Source organism: Cutibacterium sp. (assembly GCF_030525615.1).
Lineage (GTDB): Bacteria > Actinomycetota > Actinomycetes > Propionibacteriales > Propionibacteriaceae > Cutibacterium.
The window spans coordinates 663,191-679,349 of sequence record NZ_JAUNEJ010000001.1 but is presented as its reverse complement, the minus strand read 5'-3'; the positions used below and the strand labels follow the sequence as shown (position 1 = coordinate 679,349).

The following is a 16,159-nucleotide window of genomic DNA, read 5'->3' as shown; positions in this document are numbered from 1 at the left end:
ACGTCCCTACCCTCTTCATAAACTGATCGCCATGAAGGCGCTCCTGCTCGAAAATATCCACGATGAAGCCGTTAGAACACTGAAACAAGCTGGTTATGAGGTTGAGCGGGTGAGTGAGGCCCTCGAGGAGGACGACCTCATCAGCGCTCTTGATGGGGTTGATCTACTGGGTATCAGGTCACGAACTCGCATCACCCGTAGAGTGGTCGAGGCTTGCGGAGACAGCCTTACTGCTGTAGGTGCTTTCTGCATTGGCACGAACCAGATGGATTTGGCGGCCATGGCCCAGATCGGTGTTCCAGCATTTAATGCGCCCTATTCCAACACGCGATCAGTGGTTGAACTGGCCATGGGAGAGATTATTGCGTTGGCCCGTCGCCTTGGCGACCGTAACACGCAAATGCACAACGGCGTATGGCGTAAATCAGCTATCGGCTCCCACGAGATTCGTGGCCGTCGTCTCGGGATCATCGGATACGGAAATATCGGTCAGCAGCTGTCCGTGGTGGCTGAGGCCATGGGTATGCAGGTCTTCTTCTACGACATTGCTGATGTTTTACCCATGGGCAATGCCCACAAGTGCGAGTCCATGGAAGAACTGTTGGGCACTGTCGAAACGATCTCGTTGCACGTGGACGGACGTCCGAGCAACAACAACCTTATTGGTGCGCGAGAATTCGCCATGATGAGGCCGCGCTCGCTGTTTCTCAACCTTTCTCGCGGCAAGGTTGTCGATATCGACGCCCTGGTCGACAACCTGCGGACCGGCCACATCGCGGGTGCCGGGATTGACGTCTATCCAGAGGAACCGGCCTCGGGTAAGGAGCCGTTCCTGTCCCCCCTAAGGGAGCTGGATAATGTCATTCTGACTCCCCATGTTGGAGGTTCCACCCAAGAAGCGCAGATTGATATTGGTCGTTATGTAGCCGGAAAGCTCATCGATTACGTCGAGGACGGGGCGACGGGGATGAGCGTCAATATTCCAGAAATCACACCGTCCCCGCGTACCGGTGCGCGTATTGGCCATCTTCACCGCAATATCCCCGGTGTCATGGCTAAACTCAACCGACTTGTCGCAGATCATGGGGGCAATGTCACGTATCAGGCTCTGGCGACCAAGGGAGAACTGGGTTATTGCGTCCTTGACATCGCAGAAACTGACCGCGGGTTATTGTCCAATGTCACGAATCTCGAGGGAACGATTCGAGCTCGGATTCTGTGATATCCGGCTAAAGCAGAGACGAAAGGGCGTCCCTCAGCGGTGGCTCCTTCGGTTTTGGGATCGCTCTAGAGTGGTTGAGTCCGTGGCTCAATGCTCAGGCTGGACCATCGCCAAGGCTTCGTCGTGAAGGAATCCGTTTGACGCCATGGCGTTTCCCGACCAGGGACCATCGTTGCCGTCAAGTCCGGTGAATCTTCCACCAGCCTCGGTGACGATGACGTCAAGAGCAGCCATGTCATGCAGGCCCAATTCCGGTTCGCATGCCAGGTCAACTACTCCCTCGGCCACCATCATGTATGACCAGAAATCCCCAAATGCTCGGGTGCGCCATACCGACCTCATCAATTCGCCAAACCCACGGCCACGGCCGGCTTCCACCCATCCGTGGAGGGAGGAATAGGACAGGAAAGCGTCGTTAAGGTTACGCACATTCGATACGTGAATGGGTGTTGCCGAAGCGAGTGACTTCCCGGTCCAAGCTCCGGAATCCTTGGACGCCCACCAGCGGCGTTTCAAGGCTGGAGCCGACACCACAGAGGCGACGATGTCGTCTTCAATACTTAACGCGATGAGGGTTGCCCACACCGGAACACCTCGCAGGAAATTCGCGGTGCCGTCAATCGGATCGATAATCCAGCGGCGCGGGCTGTCTCCAGTATCGGCGCGTTCCTCACCATGTACGGCATCCCGGGAGCGCATCCGAGACAAGGTGCGGCGAACCGAATCTTCAACTGCCAGATCGGCGTCGGTCACTTCAGAGCGATCAGGTTTGGTGGAAACCGTCAGGTCACGGGCACCGAATCGAGACATGGTCAAAGAGTCGGCATCGTCGGCAAGGATGTGTGCCAGACGGAGATCGTCGGTGTGGTCAGCCATATCCTCACCCTAGTGGTGTGCAAATGGCATTGAGGGCACCAAAACCCGGATGGCTCGCTGTTGGTGTGTTCTTCGCAATTGAAGGTGTAGTCGGGTAGCGGTTCACCGGCTACATCCTCACGTATGAATAGTCGCTCTCCTGCAACTCTACCGGCAGAGGAGGCCGCGGTCGCCGCGCCGTTCATCGCGAGGCGGCAGCGTTGAGCAGACGGCGCAGCGAATCCACCCGAGATTGCTGCACCATTCCCGCCATGAGTGCGTCATTAATGGCGCATTGGGGGCTGTCGTCGGCGTGGCGGCATCCGCGTGGACAGTCGAGTGCAACCTTGTCAAGTTCTTCGAATCCAGCGAGGATGTCCTCGGGGTCGACGTGGGACAAGCCGAATGACCGCACCCCGGGGGTGTCGATGATCCATCCGCCCTGTGGCAACGGGATGGCCTGTGCACTGGTGGAGGTGTGTCGGCCGCGCCCGGTGACGTCATTGACGTGTCCTGTGGCTCGGTGCGCACCGGGAATCAAGGCGTTGATGAGTGTCGATTTTCCGACACCCGAATGGCCGACGAGCACGCTGACCTTGCTGTTGAGCAGCTCATGCAGGTCGCGCAGATCACTGCCAGGTCGGCTGGTGACGACAGGGACACCCAACGTTGAGTAGAGTTTGACGAAATCGTCTCCCGACGCCAGATCGGCTTTCGTAAGACAGAGGATGGGGCAGACCCCGGCAACATGAGCGGCCACCAGGATTCGGTCGATCATTCCTGGGCGCGGTGGCGGATCAGCGAGGGCGGTGACGATGACCACTTGGTCGGCGTTGGCGACGATGGGACGTTCATAAGGGTCGGTGTCGTCAGCTGTCCGGCGCAAAACGGTGACCCGAGGCTCGGTGTAGACGATTCTGGCAAGTGTCCCCTCACTACCCGAGACGTCCCCGTCAAGACGTACCTTGTCGCCGACAATCACTGCCTTGCGACCCAGCTGCCGTGCCTTGGCGGCAATGACCTCGACGCCGTTATCAAGACGGCAACGATAGCGACCTCTGTCGATCGTGATGACGGTCCCGATGGGCAGTGACGAGTGGTCCGGGCGCTGTTTGGTTCGTGGTTTGGTTCTGCGACGAGGCCGGTCGTAGGAGGACCACTCGCCGGTGTCGATTCCCGAGGACGCTAGACGGCGCGGTGACACTCAGCCCTCCTTGACAAGATCAGCCCACATCTGTGGGAACTGTGGCATGGTCTTCGATGTGCATGCAATGTCGTCGAGTTCGATCCCGGCGACTGCCAAGCCCAAGAGCGCCCCAGCGTGAGCCATCCGGTGATCGGCATGGCACCCGAACACTCCACCATGCAGCGAGTTGGCCCCATGACCGTCGATCTCTAACCCGTCGTCGGTCTGCCGGACAACCGCACCGAGACCAGACAATTCATGCTCAAGAGCGGCAAGACGATCGGTCTCATGGCCACGAATATGGGCAACCCCACGGATTCGCGACGGCCCGTGGGCAAGGCAGGCCACGGCAGCGACCACAGGGGTGAGTTCGCTGGCCTCGTGCAGGTCAACATCAATGGGTTGGAGGTCGTGCCATCCGCACGCTTCTATCGTCATCGACCCTTCGGCATGAGTGGCCGAGGCTCCCATTGACTGGGCGATGCGGATGAACTGTGCGCCGGGCTGTGTGGTGGAAGCCGGCCACGCCGGTACCGTCACGGATCCGCCAGCCACCATGGCCGCAGCGAGGAAAACGGCAGCATTGGTGAGATCGGGTTCGATAAGGTGGTCAAGAGCGTGAATCGGGCCAGGCCGTACTACCCAGTGGCAGGGTTCGTCATTAATCACCGTGACTCCACGCTCAGCCAACATCTCGCAGGTCATGGCGATGTGGGGAGCGGACGGCACCGACGTGCCATCGTGGCGAAGATCAATGCCGTGCGGAAAATGGGCGGCGGCCAGCAATAACGCTGAGATGAACTGGCTTGACGTTGAGGAATCAATCGTCACTTCAGGGCCATCCAGGCGTTCGGGAGCTGTCATGGTGAAGGGAAGCTGGTCGGCGTCGACAGCAACACCAAGCTGACGCAACCCGTCAAGGACGGGTCCGATGGGACGTCGAGAAGCCTGCTTGTCACCAACAAATCTGGTGGTTCCCGGCACAAGGGCGGCAACCACGGGCAGGAACCTCATGACGGTCCCGGCAAGACCACAGTCAATCGTACCTCCCGAATGTGCCACACCAGGTACCACCCGGACCGAGGCCGGTCCGGCGGGCTGGATGTCCGCACCGAGGCGCTTCAACCCTGCGGTCATGAGGTCAGAGTCACGTGAGGTGAGAACACCGTCGAGAACACTGGGTCCGTCGCCGAGAGCGGCGAGGACAAGGGCGCGGTTGGTCTGGGACTTCGATCCCGGGACGACGACACGCCCCGCGAGACGATGGTCGACTCGCGGGGCGGTCCAGGAGTACTGGTCAGTCAACAATCTTCTTCTGAGCCTTCTTCGCCTTCTTCTCGGCCTTTTTCTGAGCCTTGGCGATTTCCTTTTGAGCCTGATCCTGGGCCTTCTTGAGTTTCTTGCGAGTCGACTTCGACAGGTCGTCAACGGAGGAGCTGATGGCCTTGCGCTGGCTGCTGGCAGCTGACGAGACGCGACGCTGAGTGTCAGCAGCGCGCCAAGCCAGGCTGGGACGACCAGCGGTATCGCGGGAAGCCATCATGGCTCCGCCCAACAGAGCAATGTTTCGCAACAGGACTGACCGGGCTGCGGCACGCTCGTCCTTCGGAAGGGACTTGTCCGGAATGGAAGCGAGCACGTGCGGAATCATCGTGGCGGCGACAACCCCAGCACCGAGACGACGGGCAAGACCCGTCGCCATAGCGACACCGCCAAATGCCTGCGCAGTGCCGGTAGCGCGAACCAGGGTCCTGGTGTCTTCAGGGATGTAAGCGCCGACAGATGACGGCAATGCGCGCTGCACCACAGGAAGGAGACGGTCAACAACCGGCTCGGCATCCTCAACGAAAGAATCGGGCTTCATCGCGGAGTTTGTTCCCTTGACGATGAAGTAACTGGCGAACATGGTCCGGCCCAAGCCTCGGATGATACTCATGCACATATGTCTACCGCGCCAAAGGCGTCCATGGTAGCCAGATGGGCAGTATTTTTCGTCAGATGCGCATGTGTGGTGGGAATAGATCACACTTTGTGATGTGTTGACCGGCTATGAACGCTGTTCTTGCCGAGCCGAGAACCGGGTGCCGCTCCGGTCGTCGCTGTGCACTAAGCTTGACAGTGATGACCACACGAGAACCCAAGATGGATCGACGCGGACACGCGCCGGGCACCGTGGACGTCGCCGAGGAAACCGAGGCTGAAAGAGCAGAGCGGTTCGAGCGTGATGCCCTCGAGTATCTCGATCAGCTTTACGGCGCCGCACTGCGGATGACTCGCAATCCTGCCGACGCTGAAGATGTCGTCCAGGAGACTTATGCGAAGGCGTTCGCCTCTTTTCATCAGTTTCGGCCCGGAACTAATCTCAAGGCCTGGCTGTATCGCATTCTGACGAATACCTACATCAACTCATATCGCAAGGCCCAGCGCAGACCGCAAACATCGGACGACCAAGACGTCGAGGACTGGCAGATCGCGCGGGCAGCGTCCCACGACAGCAATGGTCTTCGGTCCGCCGAGGTGGAGGCTTTGGAAGGTCTACCCGACCAACAGATTCTTGACGCTCTTGACGGGCTGTCGGACGAATTCCGACAAGTTGTCTTACTGGCTGATGTCGAGGGATTTGCGTATAAAGAAATTGCCGAGATCATGGGCACACCGATTGGAACCGTGATGAGTCGGCTCAACCGAGCCCGTAAGAGGTTGCGACACGAGCTGGTTGATGTCGCTGGGGCGCGGGGGATTGGCCCCCATGCCGGTCAGGTCGACGAAGAAGATCTCGGGCGCGCGGAACTGGTTAATAGTGCAGGAAAGGAGGGATCACAATGACGCAGCCAACTGGGGACGAAGAATCCTGTTGTTGGGTCATCGACCACCTCCAGGAGTTCCTGCATGGCGAGATGAACGAGCAGGATGCTGACGCCTTTCGCCGTCACATCGCCGCCTGCGAGAATTGCATGGACGAGACAGACATGGAGGCAGCCGTGTCCCGGGCTCTCAAACGCTGTAATCGCACCGTTGTTGCGCCAACAGAGTTGAGGACCCGCATTGTTGAGTTGCACGTGTCGTGCCGTTGGCAGGCGTGATTCCGCCTGCGATCACGAGACACTATGCATAATCACGAGACACAGCGCATGATGTGACCTCACAAGAAAATGCCCCCATCCCCCCGTGAACTGCTCCCCATTAGTTGGACTGAGAAATCAGACACCTACTAGTGGGGAGTAGTTCTTTGAGAGCACGAAGTTCCTTGACCGAGCATCAGCGTCTGCGACTTGTTGAATTGTTTGAGGAAGGTATGGGATACAGGGCAGCGGCGCGGCGAATCGGTGTCAACCAGGACCCGGTGAAAAAGCTTGCGCGTCGATTCACGCTTCATGGCAAGCTATGTCTTGTGAAAAAACCAACTAAGCAGCAGTTCTCTTTCGACGTGAAAAAGGAAGTCGTCGACCGGTTTAACGCAGGACAGTCGAAGATGGATCTTGCCCGCGAATTCGGGTTGTCGTCCGACCAGCTTGTCACGAGTTGGGTCCGTGCCTGGCGAACAGGTGGTGATCAGGCATTGCGCCCTAAACCGAAAGGACGACCCAAGGGTAGTTCACCTTCGAAGGTGATAACTGAGGAAGACAGGCTGCGCCGCGAGGTAGAGAAACTGCAGGCAGAAAACGCATACCTAAAAAAATTGCGGGACTTGAGGAACCAAAGGCGAGGCTAAAAGTCGAGGCTATCGTCACCCTCACGTCAACCCACCGCCTGGAGGACCTGCTCGCTGCAGCCGGTCTTGCCCGGTCGACGTTTTTCTATCACCAACAACGCCTCACCGCAGCTGACAAACATGCCCAGCTTAAGCAGGCTATCCGAGACATCTTCGAGCGGATGAACCGTCGTTATGGTTACCGACGGGTGCATGCTCACCTTCGACGCCAAGGATGGGTGGTTAACCATAAGCTGGTCTACAAGCTCATGGACGAGTTAGGGCTGAAATCCAAGGTCAGGGTGAAAAAGAAGTACAACTCATACAAAGGTACTGTCAGCCACATTGCAAAGAACGTGCTGGATCGACAAGTTCACACCCGATAAACCAAACATGGTGTGGGTCAGTGATGTCACGGAGTTTCGTGTTGCTGGTACCAAAGTCTATCTGTCACCGATCATGGACTTATACGATCACTCGATCGTGTCGTATAGCGTGTCGACCTCACCGAATACAGCGTTTACGTCGCAGTCTTTGCGTGATGCCATCGCACAACAATCTCCAGGAAAGGGTTTGCTGGTGCATACGGATCAAGGGTTCCAGTACCAGCATTCCAGCTGGCGCGAACTCATCAAAAGTATTGGTGGTGTGCAGTCGATGTCACGCAAAGGCAACTGCTACGACAACGCGGTGATGGAAAACTTCTTCGGACATTTGAAAACCGAGATGTATCACGGTGAGTCTTTTGCCGACTTGGCAAAGTTCTATCAGACCCTTGATGATTACATCTACTGGTACAACAACGACCGTATCCAACAACGACTCAAGGGCCTGGCCCCGATGCAATACCGCAGCCAGACCCTTGCGCCTCTAATCGCCTAGAATTAAACCAGTCCAACTTTCGGGGGCCAGTTCAATGGGATGGGGGCTTCGTCATCCCAAAAACTCAGGCGTTGGGACGCTTGCCGTGGTTGGCGCCCTTCTTGCGACGCGCACGACGCTTACGACCAGTCTTGCCCATGGCGCTCTCCTTCCTGAGGGGTCATAAACCTCCCTACTGATGAAGGAGGGTCCGCGCGGATGCGCGGCAACGACCGTCAATTCTGCCGTATGGAATGGACTTGACCCAAATCGAAGCGCACATTCGGCGACACGTTCGTGCCGGTTGGAACTGGCCCGATCCTGGTCACTAGAGTGACGACATGCCTGCCATGAATCGCTTGGTCGCTGAACGAACTACTCTCGCTGCTGCTGACATCACGTGGCTCGAGGAACTTGTTGACGACTGGCAGATGCTGGCTGATACGTCATTTTCTGATCTCATTCTCTGGGTTCCCGACAAGGATCCCAACGTTTTCTGGGCCGTCGCTCAGGTGCGCCCCGATACCGGTCCGACCGCACTAGAAGATGACGTCGTCGGCGACTCGATCGCCTATGACGACGAGAGTCTGGTGACCGAGGCGTTCATGAGCGCACAGATGTGTGAGACCAGCGACAACAAGCTGTCGGCAGGTATCCCCGTGGATGTCTGGGCCATTCCCCTCATCCGACATGATGAGGTCATTGCAGTCGTTGAGAGACATACCAACCAGATGGGAGTGCGAGCTCCTGGAACCACCGAGGACAACTACCTCGAAATCGCCGACATCCTCTCAGAGATGCTCCACCACGGCAGGTTTCCGCTCTTCCCGGACTCCGATCGCGCGCTGGCCCCCAAGGTCACTGATGGTGTTATTCGAGTCGCATCGACGGGAATGGTGACGTTTGCCAGCCCGAACGCCCTGTCGGCTTTCCGACGTCTGGGCCTGACCGGGGATCTGGACGGCGAATACTTCATTCCGACGGTCCGGGATCTGTGTCCCAAGGTGCGCGACGTTGGGCAATCCTTCACCGTTGATCTGGAAGGTCGTTGGCTTTCCGAAACCGATATTGAGAACTCCGAGGCGACTTTGCGTGCCCGAGTCATACCCTTGCAGACCTGGCTTGATGGACTCGAAGTTTCGGCCGGGACGATGATTCTCATCCGTGACCTCACCGAGTTGCGGGATCGAGATCGTCAGCTTGTCACCAAGGACGCGACGATCCGCGAGATTCATCACCGAGTCAAGAACAACCTGCAAACCGTGGCCGCTCTGCTGCGTCTGCAGTCACGACGGATGACCAACCCAGACGCCAAGGAGGCTCTCAAACAGGCCGTAGGCCGGGTTTCAGCTATCGCTGTGGTGCATGAGATCTTGTCCCAGAACTTCGAGGAGCAGGTGGCCTTCGACGAGGTTTCCGATCGTATTCTTCATATGGTCGGTGATGTCGCCGCCTCGTCGGGATCGGTCGTGGCTCGACGCGAGGGGACTTTCGGCGATGTTCCCGCTGAGACCGCTACAGCCTTGTCCTTGGCGACAACGGAGCTGTTGCAGAACGCGATTGAGCACAGCCTGGATTCCTCGTCAGGAAACGTCGTCGTGCGTCCTTATCGTGTCGAGGATTCGCTTGTCGTCGACATCATCAACGACGGTAATCCTCTGCCAGAGGGATTCTCACTCGACCAGCATCGCAGTTCCTTGGGACTGTCGATCGTTACTACCTTGGTCCAGGATCTCGGTGGCACCTTCACGCTCGAGAACAATCCGGACGGGGTGGGAACGTGCGCCAGGCTCGTGATTCCGCCTAGCCGGTTATAAGAGATACGGGTGTTCGAGCGGAGGATCAAATATTCGTGAACTGGTTAGGAACGGCGAACGCGGGAGCGAGACTGACGACGCTTGATAGCGCGCCTCTCGTCCTCGCTCATGCCACCCCACACGCCGTGATCCTGGCCTGCCTCCAGAGCCCAGGCCAAGCAATCGGCGCGAACCTCACACCGGGCGCAGACCTTCTTCGCCTCTTCGATCTGCGCAAGGGCTGGGCCAGTGTTCCCAATGGGGAAGAACAGCTCGGGATCCTCACTCAGGCAGGCAGCCCTATGGCGCCAGTCCATGCCTCTTCGACTCCTTCTCCCCGGTGCAACCCGGGGCACGTGCGATGTGCGGGTGGATAACCCGTCGGACCGTGCGGCCGACGAGTGGCCGTCCAGCGGGGCAACCATGAAAGTGTGGCAACCGCCAAATGGTTTGGCAAGAGCATTTACCGAAGGACGAACATCCTCTCACGAACCACTTGGACCTCATGAACGTTGGTCCAGGCGAGAACGGTTCAAAGAGTTCGCGGCCAGTTCGATTATGATACGGCGTCGGTCCACTCGTGCAGGAGTAAAACAATGATTCCCCCAAGTGAGCAGAATCCGCGATCGTCTGCGCTGCACCGAGGTCTACCAGCGTCGATTGTGGTCGGTGCGGTTGCGACCTGGGGAAGCACAGTTGCTCTTCTCTCGGTAGCTATCGCGGTGATGGTGAGCGGGCACAGCATCTTCAGCGCTGGAGTCGCAGCCATGCTCGTCATCTATGCCATCCTGGTGGCGCTGGTCGGGTGGTTGGCCATCAAGGGACGATCATCGGCTCAAGGGCTGATGGTTGCCAGCGGCCTGCTTCACGTCATTGTCTTGGTATCCCTGCAGCGTTCTGGCGGCCCGGCGTGGTTTTGGGTCCTTGCGGTCATCCCAGCGGCGGCCGTCGTGGCGGCTCTCCTGCCTCAGTCTCGAGCCTGGCTGCGGGACTGACAACCGTCACGTCTCAGTCATCCTCGTCGTCAAGTCGGGCGAGGAAGGTGGCCAGACGCTCCACCGGTACTTCAAATTCTGGGTTGAGGTCGACGAAGTGACGAAGCTCATCTGCCAGCCACGCAAAGGTGATCTCTTCATCCCCGCGCCGACTCTCCAGTTCCTCAATGCCCCTGTCGGTGAAATACATGGGCACCATCATGCACCATGAATACCCACAGCACGCGCCACGGCACCACCTCTGGTGAGATGGTGCCGTGGCGGGGTAGGTCAGGCCATGGCCTTCTTGAGCAGTTCCTGCTCCTCGCGGACGTGTACGCTGTGCTGACCCACTGAGGGAGCCGAGGCCGGCGGGCGTGTCACGGCAGTTAGGCCGTCGAGGAACCCAGGCAGCTTGTCAGACATCGCCTGTGGCAGGTGAGTGAGGATGTAGTACCAAGCCCCCTGATTCTCCGGTTCCTCCTGCACCCAACGGACGTCGGTGACATTGCTGTAGGGCTGGAGCACTTCGGCCAGTTCCTTGTCGGGCAGCGGGTAGAGCCTTTCCAGTGGAATGATCGCTAACTGACCGTCAAGTCCGGCAGCCTTGCGTTGTTTGACGAGCTCCCAACGCACCTTGCCCGAGCAGAGAATGATCCTCGTCACGGCTGACGGATCAGTAATGGACGGATCAGGCAACACCGGACGCCACTTTCCGGTGGTGAACTCCTCAGGATCCGAGGTCGCCATCTTGTTGCGAAGCATGGACTTCGGGGTCGCGATGACGACGGGTCGGTGCATATTTACGTAAGCGTGCTGGCGCAACAGATGACCGTAGCTGGCCGGGGTAGAGGGCTGGCAGACAGCCAGAGCGTCCTCACTGCACAAATTGAGGAAACGCTCCAGGCGAGCAGAGGAGTGGTCAGGACCCTGGCCCTCGAAACCATGAGGAAGGAGCAGGACGACACCGGACTTCTGGCCCCACTTCGAACCAGCCGACGCAATGAACTCGTCAATGATCGTCTGCGCACCGTTAACGAAGTCACCGAACTGGGCCTCCCACAGGACCAGGGAGTCCGGACGAGCGACCGAGTATCCGTACTCGAAGCCCATCGCCGCGTATTCGTTCAGCGGGGAGTCGAAGACGTCCAGATGGGCTTGCTCACCACCCAGATGGTTGACGGGAACATAGAACTCGCCAGTTTCACGATCGACCAGCGCCGCGAACCGTTGGGAGAACGTACCGCGTCGGCTGTCCTGACCGGCCAGGCGTACGTGGATACCGTCGCGTAGCAGGGAGCCCAGAGCGATCATCTCACCGGTCGCCCAATCGATACCGCCCTGTCGGATGTGCTTGGCACGGCGAGTCATCTGCTTTGCGACCTTGGGATGGGCGGTGAAGGTCTCGGGCAGGTTTTCGTGAGCCCTTGCGACCGCCTCCAAAATGTCGGGTTCAACCTTGGTCGGGTGTAAACCAGTGTGCTTGACCGGATAGTCCGGAACGCCACTGTAGGGTTCGGGCTTCGAGGTGGCATCGCGAACTTCCTTGAAGACCGTCTCCAAGCGGGAACGGAACTTCGACATCACAGCTTCGGCGTCCTCGAGAGTGATGTCACCACGTCCGATGAGGCTCTCGGTGTACAGCTTGCGAGTCGAGCGCTTCTCGGCGATGAGGTCGTACATGTGCGGCTGGGTAAAGCTCGGATCGTCACCCTCATTGTGACCGCGACGTCGGTAGCAGACCACATCAATAACGACGTCACGGTGGAACGTCTGACGGTACTCGTAGGCGATACGTGCAGCCTGGACGACGGTGGCAGGGTCGTCCCCGTTGACGTGGAGGACAGGAGCCCCAACGGCCTTCGCGACGTCGGTGCAGTAGGTGGAGGAACGTCCGTCACGAGGCGAGGTGGTGAATCCGAGCTGGTTGTTGACAACAACATGGATGGTGCCGCCGGTACGGTAGCCATTCAGCTGACTCATCTGAAGAGTCTCGTAGACGACCCCCTGACCAGAGAAGGCAGCGTCGCCGTGCATGAGGATCGGCAGTACCGGGAAATTATCAGGGTTACCGAGGGCGTCAAGCTTGGCTCGGCAGATACCCTCAAGGACCGGATCAACGGCTTCCAAGTGGCTCGGGTTAGCAGCAACCGAGGCCTTGACGGTGTTGCCGGAGGCCGCAGTGAACTCACCCTCATCACCGAGGTGGTACTTGACGTCACCAGAACCCTGGGAGTTTACCGGCTCAGCATTTCCCTCGAACTCACGGAAAATCTGTCCGTAAGACTTACCAATAATATTGGCCAGCACATTGAGGCGGCCTCGGTGAGGCATACCGATACACACCTCATCGAGGCTGTCATCGGCGGCGAGGCTGCACAGCGCGGCCAGCAAGACGATGGCGGACTCGCCGCCCTCGAGGCTGAACCTCTTCTGACCGACGAACTTGGTTTGCAAGAAAGTCTCGAAGATCTCAGCCTCGTTGAGTTGGTCGAGGATCTGCAAGTGCTTTTCGCGGGAAAGGGGTTGGTGCGCCTTCTCGAATCGATCCTGGAACCACTTACGTTGCTCATGATCGGCGATGTGCATGTATTCAATGCCCATTGTCGAGGCGTAGGAATCACGCAGAATCGTGAGGATCTCACGCAACGTCATGATGGCCCGGCGCTGCCCGGCAAAGTTCGCGACCGGGAAGGTACGGTCCATGTCCCACAGAGTCAAGCCATGACTGTTGAGCATGAGGTCGTGGTGGAACCGAGGTCGATATTCGATGGGATCCAGATCGGCCGACAGATGACCGAAACGACGCCAGGAGTCAATGAGCTCGATGACACGGGCTTGTTTGCCGACCTGGTCCGCACGACTGGCCTGACGGTCGCTGGCCCACTGAACCGGAGCGTAGGGGATACGCAGGGACTCAAAGATGTTCTCGTAGAAGCGATCGGCTCCCAGCAGTAGCTGATGTATGCGACGCAAAAACTCACCGGATTGGGCACCCTGAATGATTCGGTGATCGTACGTTGAGGTGAGAGTCGTCACCTTAGAAATACCCAGCTCCGCCATACGGGTGGGGGAGTTGCCCTGGTAGGCCGCCGGGTAGTCAATCGATCCGACGCCGAGGATTACGCCCTGGCCAGGCATGAGGCGGGCGATGGAGTGGTTGGTACCGAAACCCCCGGGATTCGTCAGGGATGCTGTGACCCCTTTGAAATCGTCAACGGTCAGCTCGTTGTTGCGCCCCCTGCGCACGATCTCCTCGTAGGCACGCCAAAAATCGAGGAAGTCCATTTGCTCGGCACCCTTGATGGCGGGCACCACGAGTTTGCGGGATCCGTCCTTGTTAACGACGTCAATGGCCATGCCCAGGTTAATCTGGTGGTTCTCGATGAGGTGCGGCTTACCATTAATCTCTGCGTAGGCATTATTCATGGCCGGAACGGTCTTGAGGGCCTGAACCATCGCGTAGGCCAAGATGTGGGTGTAGGAGACCTTTCCACCCTTGGCCTTACGAAGGAAGCTGTTAATCATGGTGCGCTGCTCGATGACCAACTGCATCGGCACGTCACGGACGGTGGTGGCCGTCGGCATGGTTAGCGACTGATCCATGTTCTTGGCGGTGCGCATTGGCGCACCTTTCATCTTCGTCACCGTCGGCTCGACGGTTTCCAGCTTGGCGCTGTGACGCGGTGCGTCAGCGGTCAAGAGCGGACGAGTTGTTTCGGTGGAGGTTTTAGCTGATTCGGGCTTCGTTGCCATGTCCTTGACCTTCGGTGTCGGGGTGGGGGCGGATGTCGCAGCGGGCTTGCGGGCCTCTACCTTTGCAGCTGGAGCGGGCTGCGGCTTCTTAACTGGCTCAGGCTGTCCGCCGGCCGCCGCTGCAGCAACCTCATCGGCAGGCTGCGCGGCCTCGTGCCGAAAAAACGTGGCCCAGGCCGGATCAACCGAGTTCGGGTCTTCCCGATACTGGTCACGCATCTCCTCAATAAGCCAGTCGTTGGCTCCGAAATCAAGAGAGTCGTTGGACTTGTCGTGTGGGGCGGGACTCACCACTGCCTTCTTCCGTCAAACCGTCGTGTCAAGCACTCGCGGAACCTACTGGGAAAGGCCCTTCGAGCTGCGCTGCTCCGTCTGCGTCCACGGGACCCAGACGTGATGATCGTAGCTGGATTGACCAGGCCATCCCAACAATTTGGGCACATCGGGAAACACCCATCCCCGATCACCAAAATGTGATATTGGTCACCGCTCCTTCAGGATAGCGTGACGTGGCGCGCTGGGGGCCGATGTCGGCTGAGCGGGACGGTGCATTCGAAGACTTGCCACCAGCGCAACAACGCACACTGCAAAAGTCACGATGGTCATGACATTGCGACCAACCAAGAGAATCGTGCTGGTACGACCGGGCGGCAAACCAATGATCCCGGCGTAATTGAGCGGGTAAAGCTGCTGGGTCAAGAACGCCGTGAGGAGAAGGAGTAACGCGACGACCCAGCACCATGTCCGAACCCACGGATTCGGGTGAGGAGGCTCCTCAGAAGTCTGCTCGCCAGAGACTCGATCGAGAATCATGGCAGCTGGCGCAGCCCACCACACGAAGTACTGGGGGGACAACGTTTTGTTGGCAACGATGAGAGCACCAATGATGACGAGGTCGGCCAGGACGGTGCTGCGGTGGTCGAGGCCGTCGCGACGCCACGAGACCAAGGCCAGCCCAACCGCCAACGCCACGGCGAGAGCCATGAGGATCGTCGAGATCGACTGCCATGCAGACACCCCAGAACCGAAAACCTCAAAGGCGTTGTACTTCGACATCTCGACTTTGTATCCGCCTGCCGGATTCTTAAAGTGTTGGTACATGGGGATGGTCGCCAACACCGATTCAACTTGGAGTCCACGACCCGACTGCCACGTCAAGGGGGATACCAGCCGACTCCATCCACCCGCCAACAACGAAGCCAAAGCAAGTGCGATCCCAGTCACCGCAAATGCAATGAGGCGACGAATGGCCGCCTTGTGCCGCGAGATCATCGGCAGAATGAGAAGGGCCGGCCACAACTTGACTGCAGCGCCCAAGGCGATCATGACTCCGCACGCGGCGGGATGACGTCGGTACCACAGAGCTGCCAATCCCATGCAGACAGCGGGCACCATGTCAAAACGGTTCCACATGATCGGCCCGAGAAACGGCACCAGGACTATCCACCACAGTGCGCCGGCACGGTGACCGTCGAGCCACATGGCCACAGCGAGTAAAGCGTCAAGGAGCAACATCGTGGTGGCGAACGCCGGTAAGAAGTACGAATCACCCGCAGACCAATGCAAGGCTTTCAGAAACCACACCACAGGAAGTGGATATTCCGGAAGAACAGCCGAATCGGGCTGACCGCTCTGCACCCACGACAAGTAATACTGCACGTCACCGGTGATGTAATTAGACGAGGGCTTGACAAAGACGTGCAACATAATCATGCGCCCGATGACCCACACCAGGAGGGCGCCGACCCCGGAAAACAGGGCGGCTCGGGATCTCTGGCGAGGGGATTCAGTCTCGAGGCATTGCACGAGGTGAAACCC

The 16,159-nt window shown here is 58.6% G+C and carries 13 protein-coding genes and 1 pseudogene; 6 read left to right on the top strand and 8 right to left on the bottom strand.

Annotated features, from left to right (window positions below; all coding sequences use genetic code 11):
• Positions 1–31: 31 nt before the first annotated feature.
• Entirely contained in the window at positions 32–1,222 is a 1,191-nt protein-coding gene (gene serA / locus Q4B98_RS03150) for a phosphoglycerate dehydrogenase (RefSeq protein WP_303195358.1), read from the top strand.
• A gap of 87 nt (positions 1,223–1,309) precedes the next feature.
• Here the strand turns inward: serA and Q4B98_RS03145 are convergent, their stop codons facing one another.
• The 4 genes from Q4B98_RS03145 to Q4B98_RS03130 form a co-directional block, all read right to left on the bottom strand.
• Positions 1,310–2,098, bottom strand: a complete 789-nt coding sequence (locus Q4B98_RS03145; RefSeq protein WP_303195356.1) for an inositol monophosphatase family protein — start codon at positions 2,096–2,098, stop codon at positions 1,310–1,312.
• A 181-nt stretch (positions 2,099–2,279) separates the two neighbouring features.
• On the bottom strand, positions 2,280–3,281 hold the full coding sequence (gene rsgA / locus Q4B98_RS03140) for a ribosome small subunit-dependent GTPase A (RefSeq protein ID WP_303195354.1): 1,002 nt from the start codon (positions 3,279–3,281) through the stop codon (positions 2,280–2,282).
• On the bottom strand, positions 3,282–4,571 hold the full coding sequence (gene aroA / locus Q4B98_RS03135) for a 3-phosphoshikimate 1-carboxyvinyltransferase (protein WP_303195352.1): 1,290 nt from the start codon (positions 4,569–4,571) through the stop codon (positions 3,282–3,284).
• Positions 4,561–5,205 (bottom strand): DoxX family protein, encoded by a 645-nt coding sequence (locus Q4B98_RS03130; RefSeq protein WP_303195351.1) that lies wholly within the window; start codon positions 5,203–5,205, stop codon positions 4,561–4,563. The genes aroA and Q4B98_RS03130 overlap by 11 nt, the downstream gene beginning before the upstream one ends.
• A gap of 179 nt (positions 5,206–5,384) precedes the next feature.
• Between Q4B98_RS03130 and Q4B98_RS03125 the strand changes: the two genes are divergently transcribed.
• From Q4B98_RS03125 to Q4B98_RS03110, 4 genes and pseudogenes are all read left to right on the top strand, one after another.
• Positions 5,385–6,089, top strand: a complete 705-nt coding sequence (locus tag Q4B98_RS03125; RefSeq protein WP_303195349.1) for a sigma-70 family RNA polymerase sigma factor — start codon at positions 5,385–5,387, stop codon at positions 6,087–6,089.
• Complete coding sequence (locus Q4B98_RS03120) at positions 6,080–6,346, top strand: zf-HC2 domain-containing protein (protein ID WP_303195649.1); 267 nt, start codon at positions 6,080–6,082, stop codon at positions 6,344–6,346. The genes Q4B98_RS03125 and Q4B98_RS03120 overlap by 10 nt, the downstream gene beginning before the upstream one ends.
• A gap of 276 nt (positions 6,347–6,622) precedes the next feature.
• Positions 6,623–7,836: pseudogene (locus tag Q4B98_RS03115) on the top strand (IS3 family transposase); the annotation flags it as partial.
• A gap of 320 nt (positions 7,837–8,156) precedes the next feature.
• Positions 8,157–9,632, top strand: coding sequence for a sensor histidine kinase (locus tag Q4B98_RS03110; protein WP_303195348.1), 1,476 nt, complete (start codon positions 8,157–8,159; stop codon positions 9,630–9,632).
• 44 nt (positions 9,633–9,676) lie between these two features.
• Here Q4B98_RS03110 and Q4B98_RS03105 read toward each other — a convergent pair whose 3' ends face one another.
• Complete coding sequence (locus Q4B98_RS03105) at positions 9,677–9,928, bottom strand: WhiB family transcriptional regulator (RefSeq protein ID WP_303195346.1); 252 nt, start codon at positions 9,926–9,928, stop codon at positions 9,677–9,679.
• 279 nt (positions 9,929–10,207) lie between these two features.
• On the opposite strand from Q4B98_RS03105, the gene Q4B98_RS03100 reads away from it, so the two are divergent.
• Positions 10,208–10,606, top strand: coding sequence for a hypothetical protein (locus tag Q4B98_RS03100; RefSeq protein ID WP_303195344.1), 399 nt, complete (start codon positions 10,208–10,210; stop codon positions 10,604–10,606).
• A 13-nt stretch (positions 10,607–10,619) separates the two neighbouring features.
• Here Q4B98_RS03100 and Q4B98_RS03095 read toward each other — a convergent pair whose 3' ends face one another.
• The 3 genes from Q4B98_RS03095 to Q4B98_RS03085 all read right to left on the bottom strand — a co-directional run bounded on the left by Q4B98_RS03095 (position 10,620) and on the right by Q4B98_RS03085 (position 16,048).
• Positions 10,620–10,796, bottom strand: a complete 177-nt coding sequence (locus Q4B98_RS03095) for a DUF6104 family protein (RefSeq protein ID WP_303195342.1) — start codon at positions 10,794–10,796, stop codon at positions 10,620–10,622.
• A gap of 80 nt (positions 10,797–10,876) precedes the next feature.
• Positions 10,877–14,635 carry a multifunctional oxoglutarate decarboxylase/oxoglutarate dehydrogenase thiamine pyrophosphate-binding subunit/dihydrolipoyllysine-residue succinyltransferase subunit gene (locus Q4B98_RS03090; protein ID WP_303195341.1) on the bottom strand — a complete coding sequence of 1,253 codons (3,759 nt, stop codon included), beginning with the start codon at positions 14,633–14,635 and terminating at the stop codon, positions 10,877–10,879.
• Positions 14,636–14,824: 189 nt separating this feature from the next.
• On the bottom strand, positions 14,825–16,048 hold the full coding sequence (locus tag Q4B98_RS03085; protein WP_303195647.1) for a glycosyltransferase family 87 protein: 1,224 nt from the start codon (positions 16,046–16,048) through the stop codon (positions 14,825–14,827).
• Positions 16,049–16,159 lie beyond the last annotated feature (111 nt).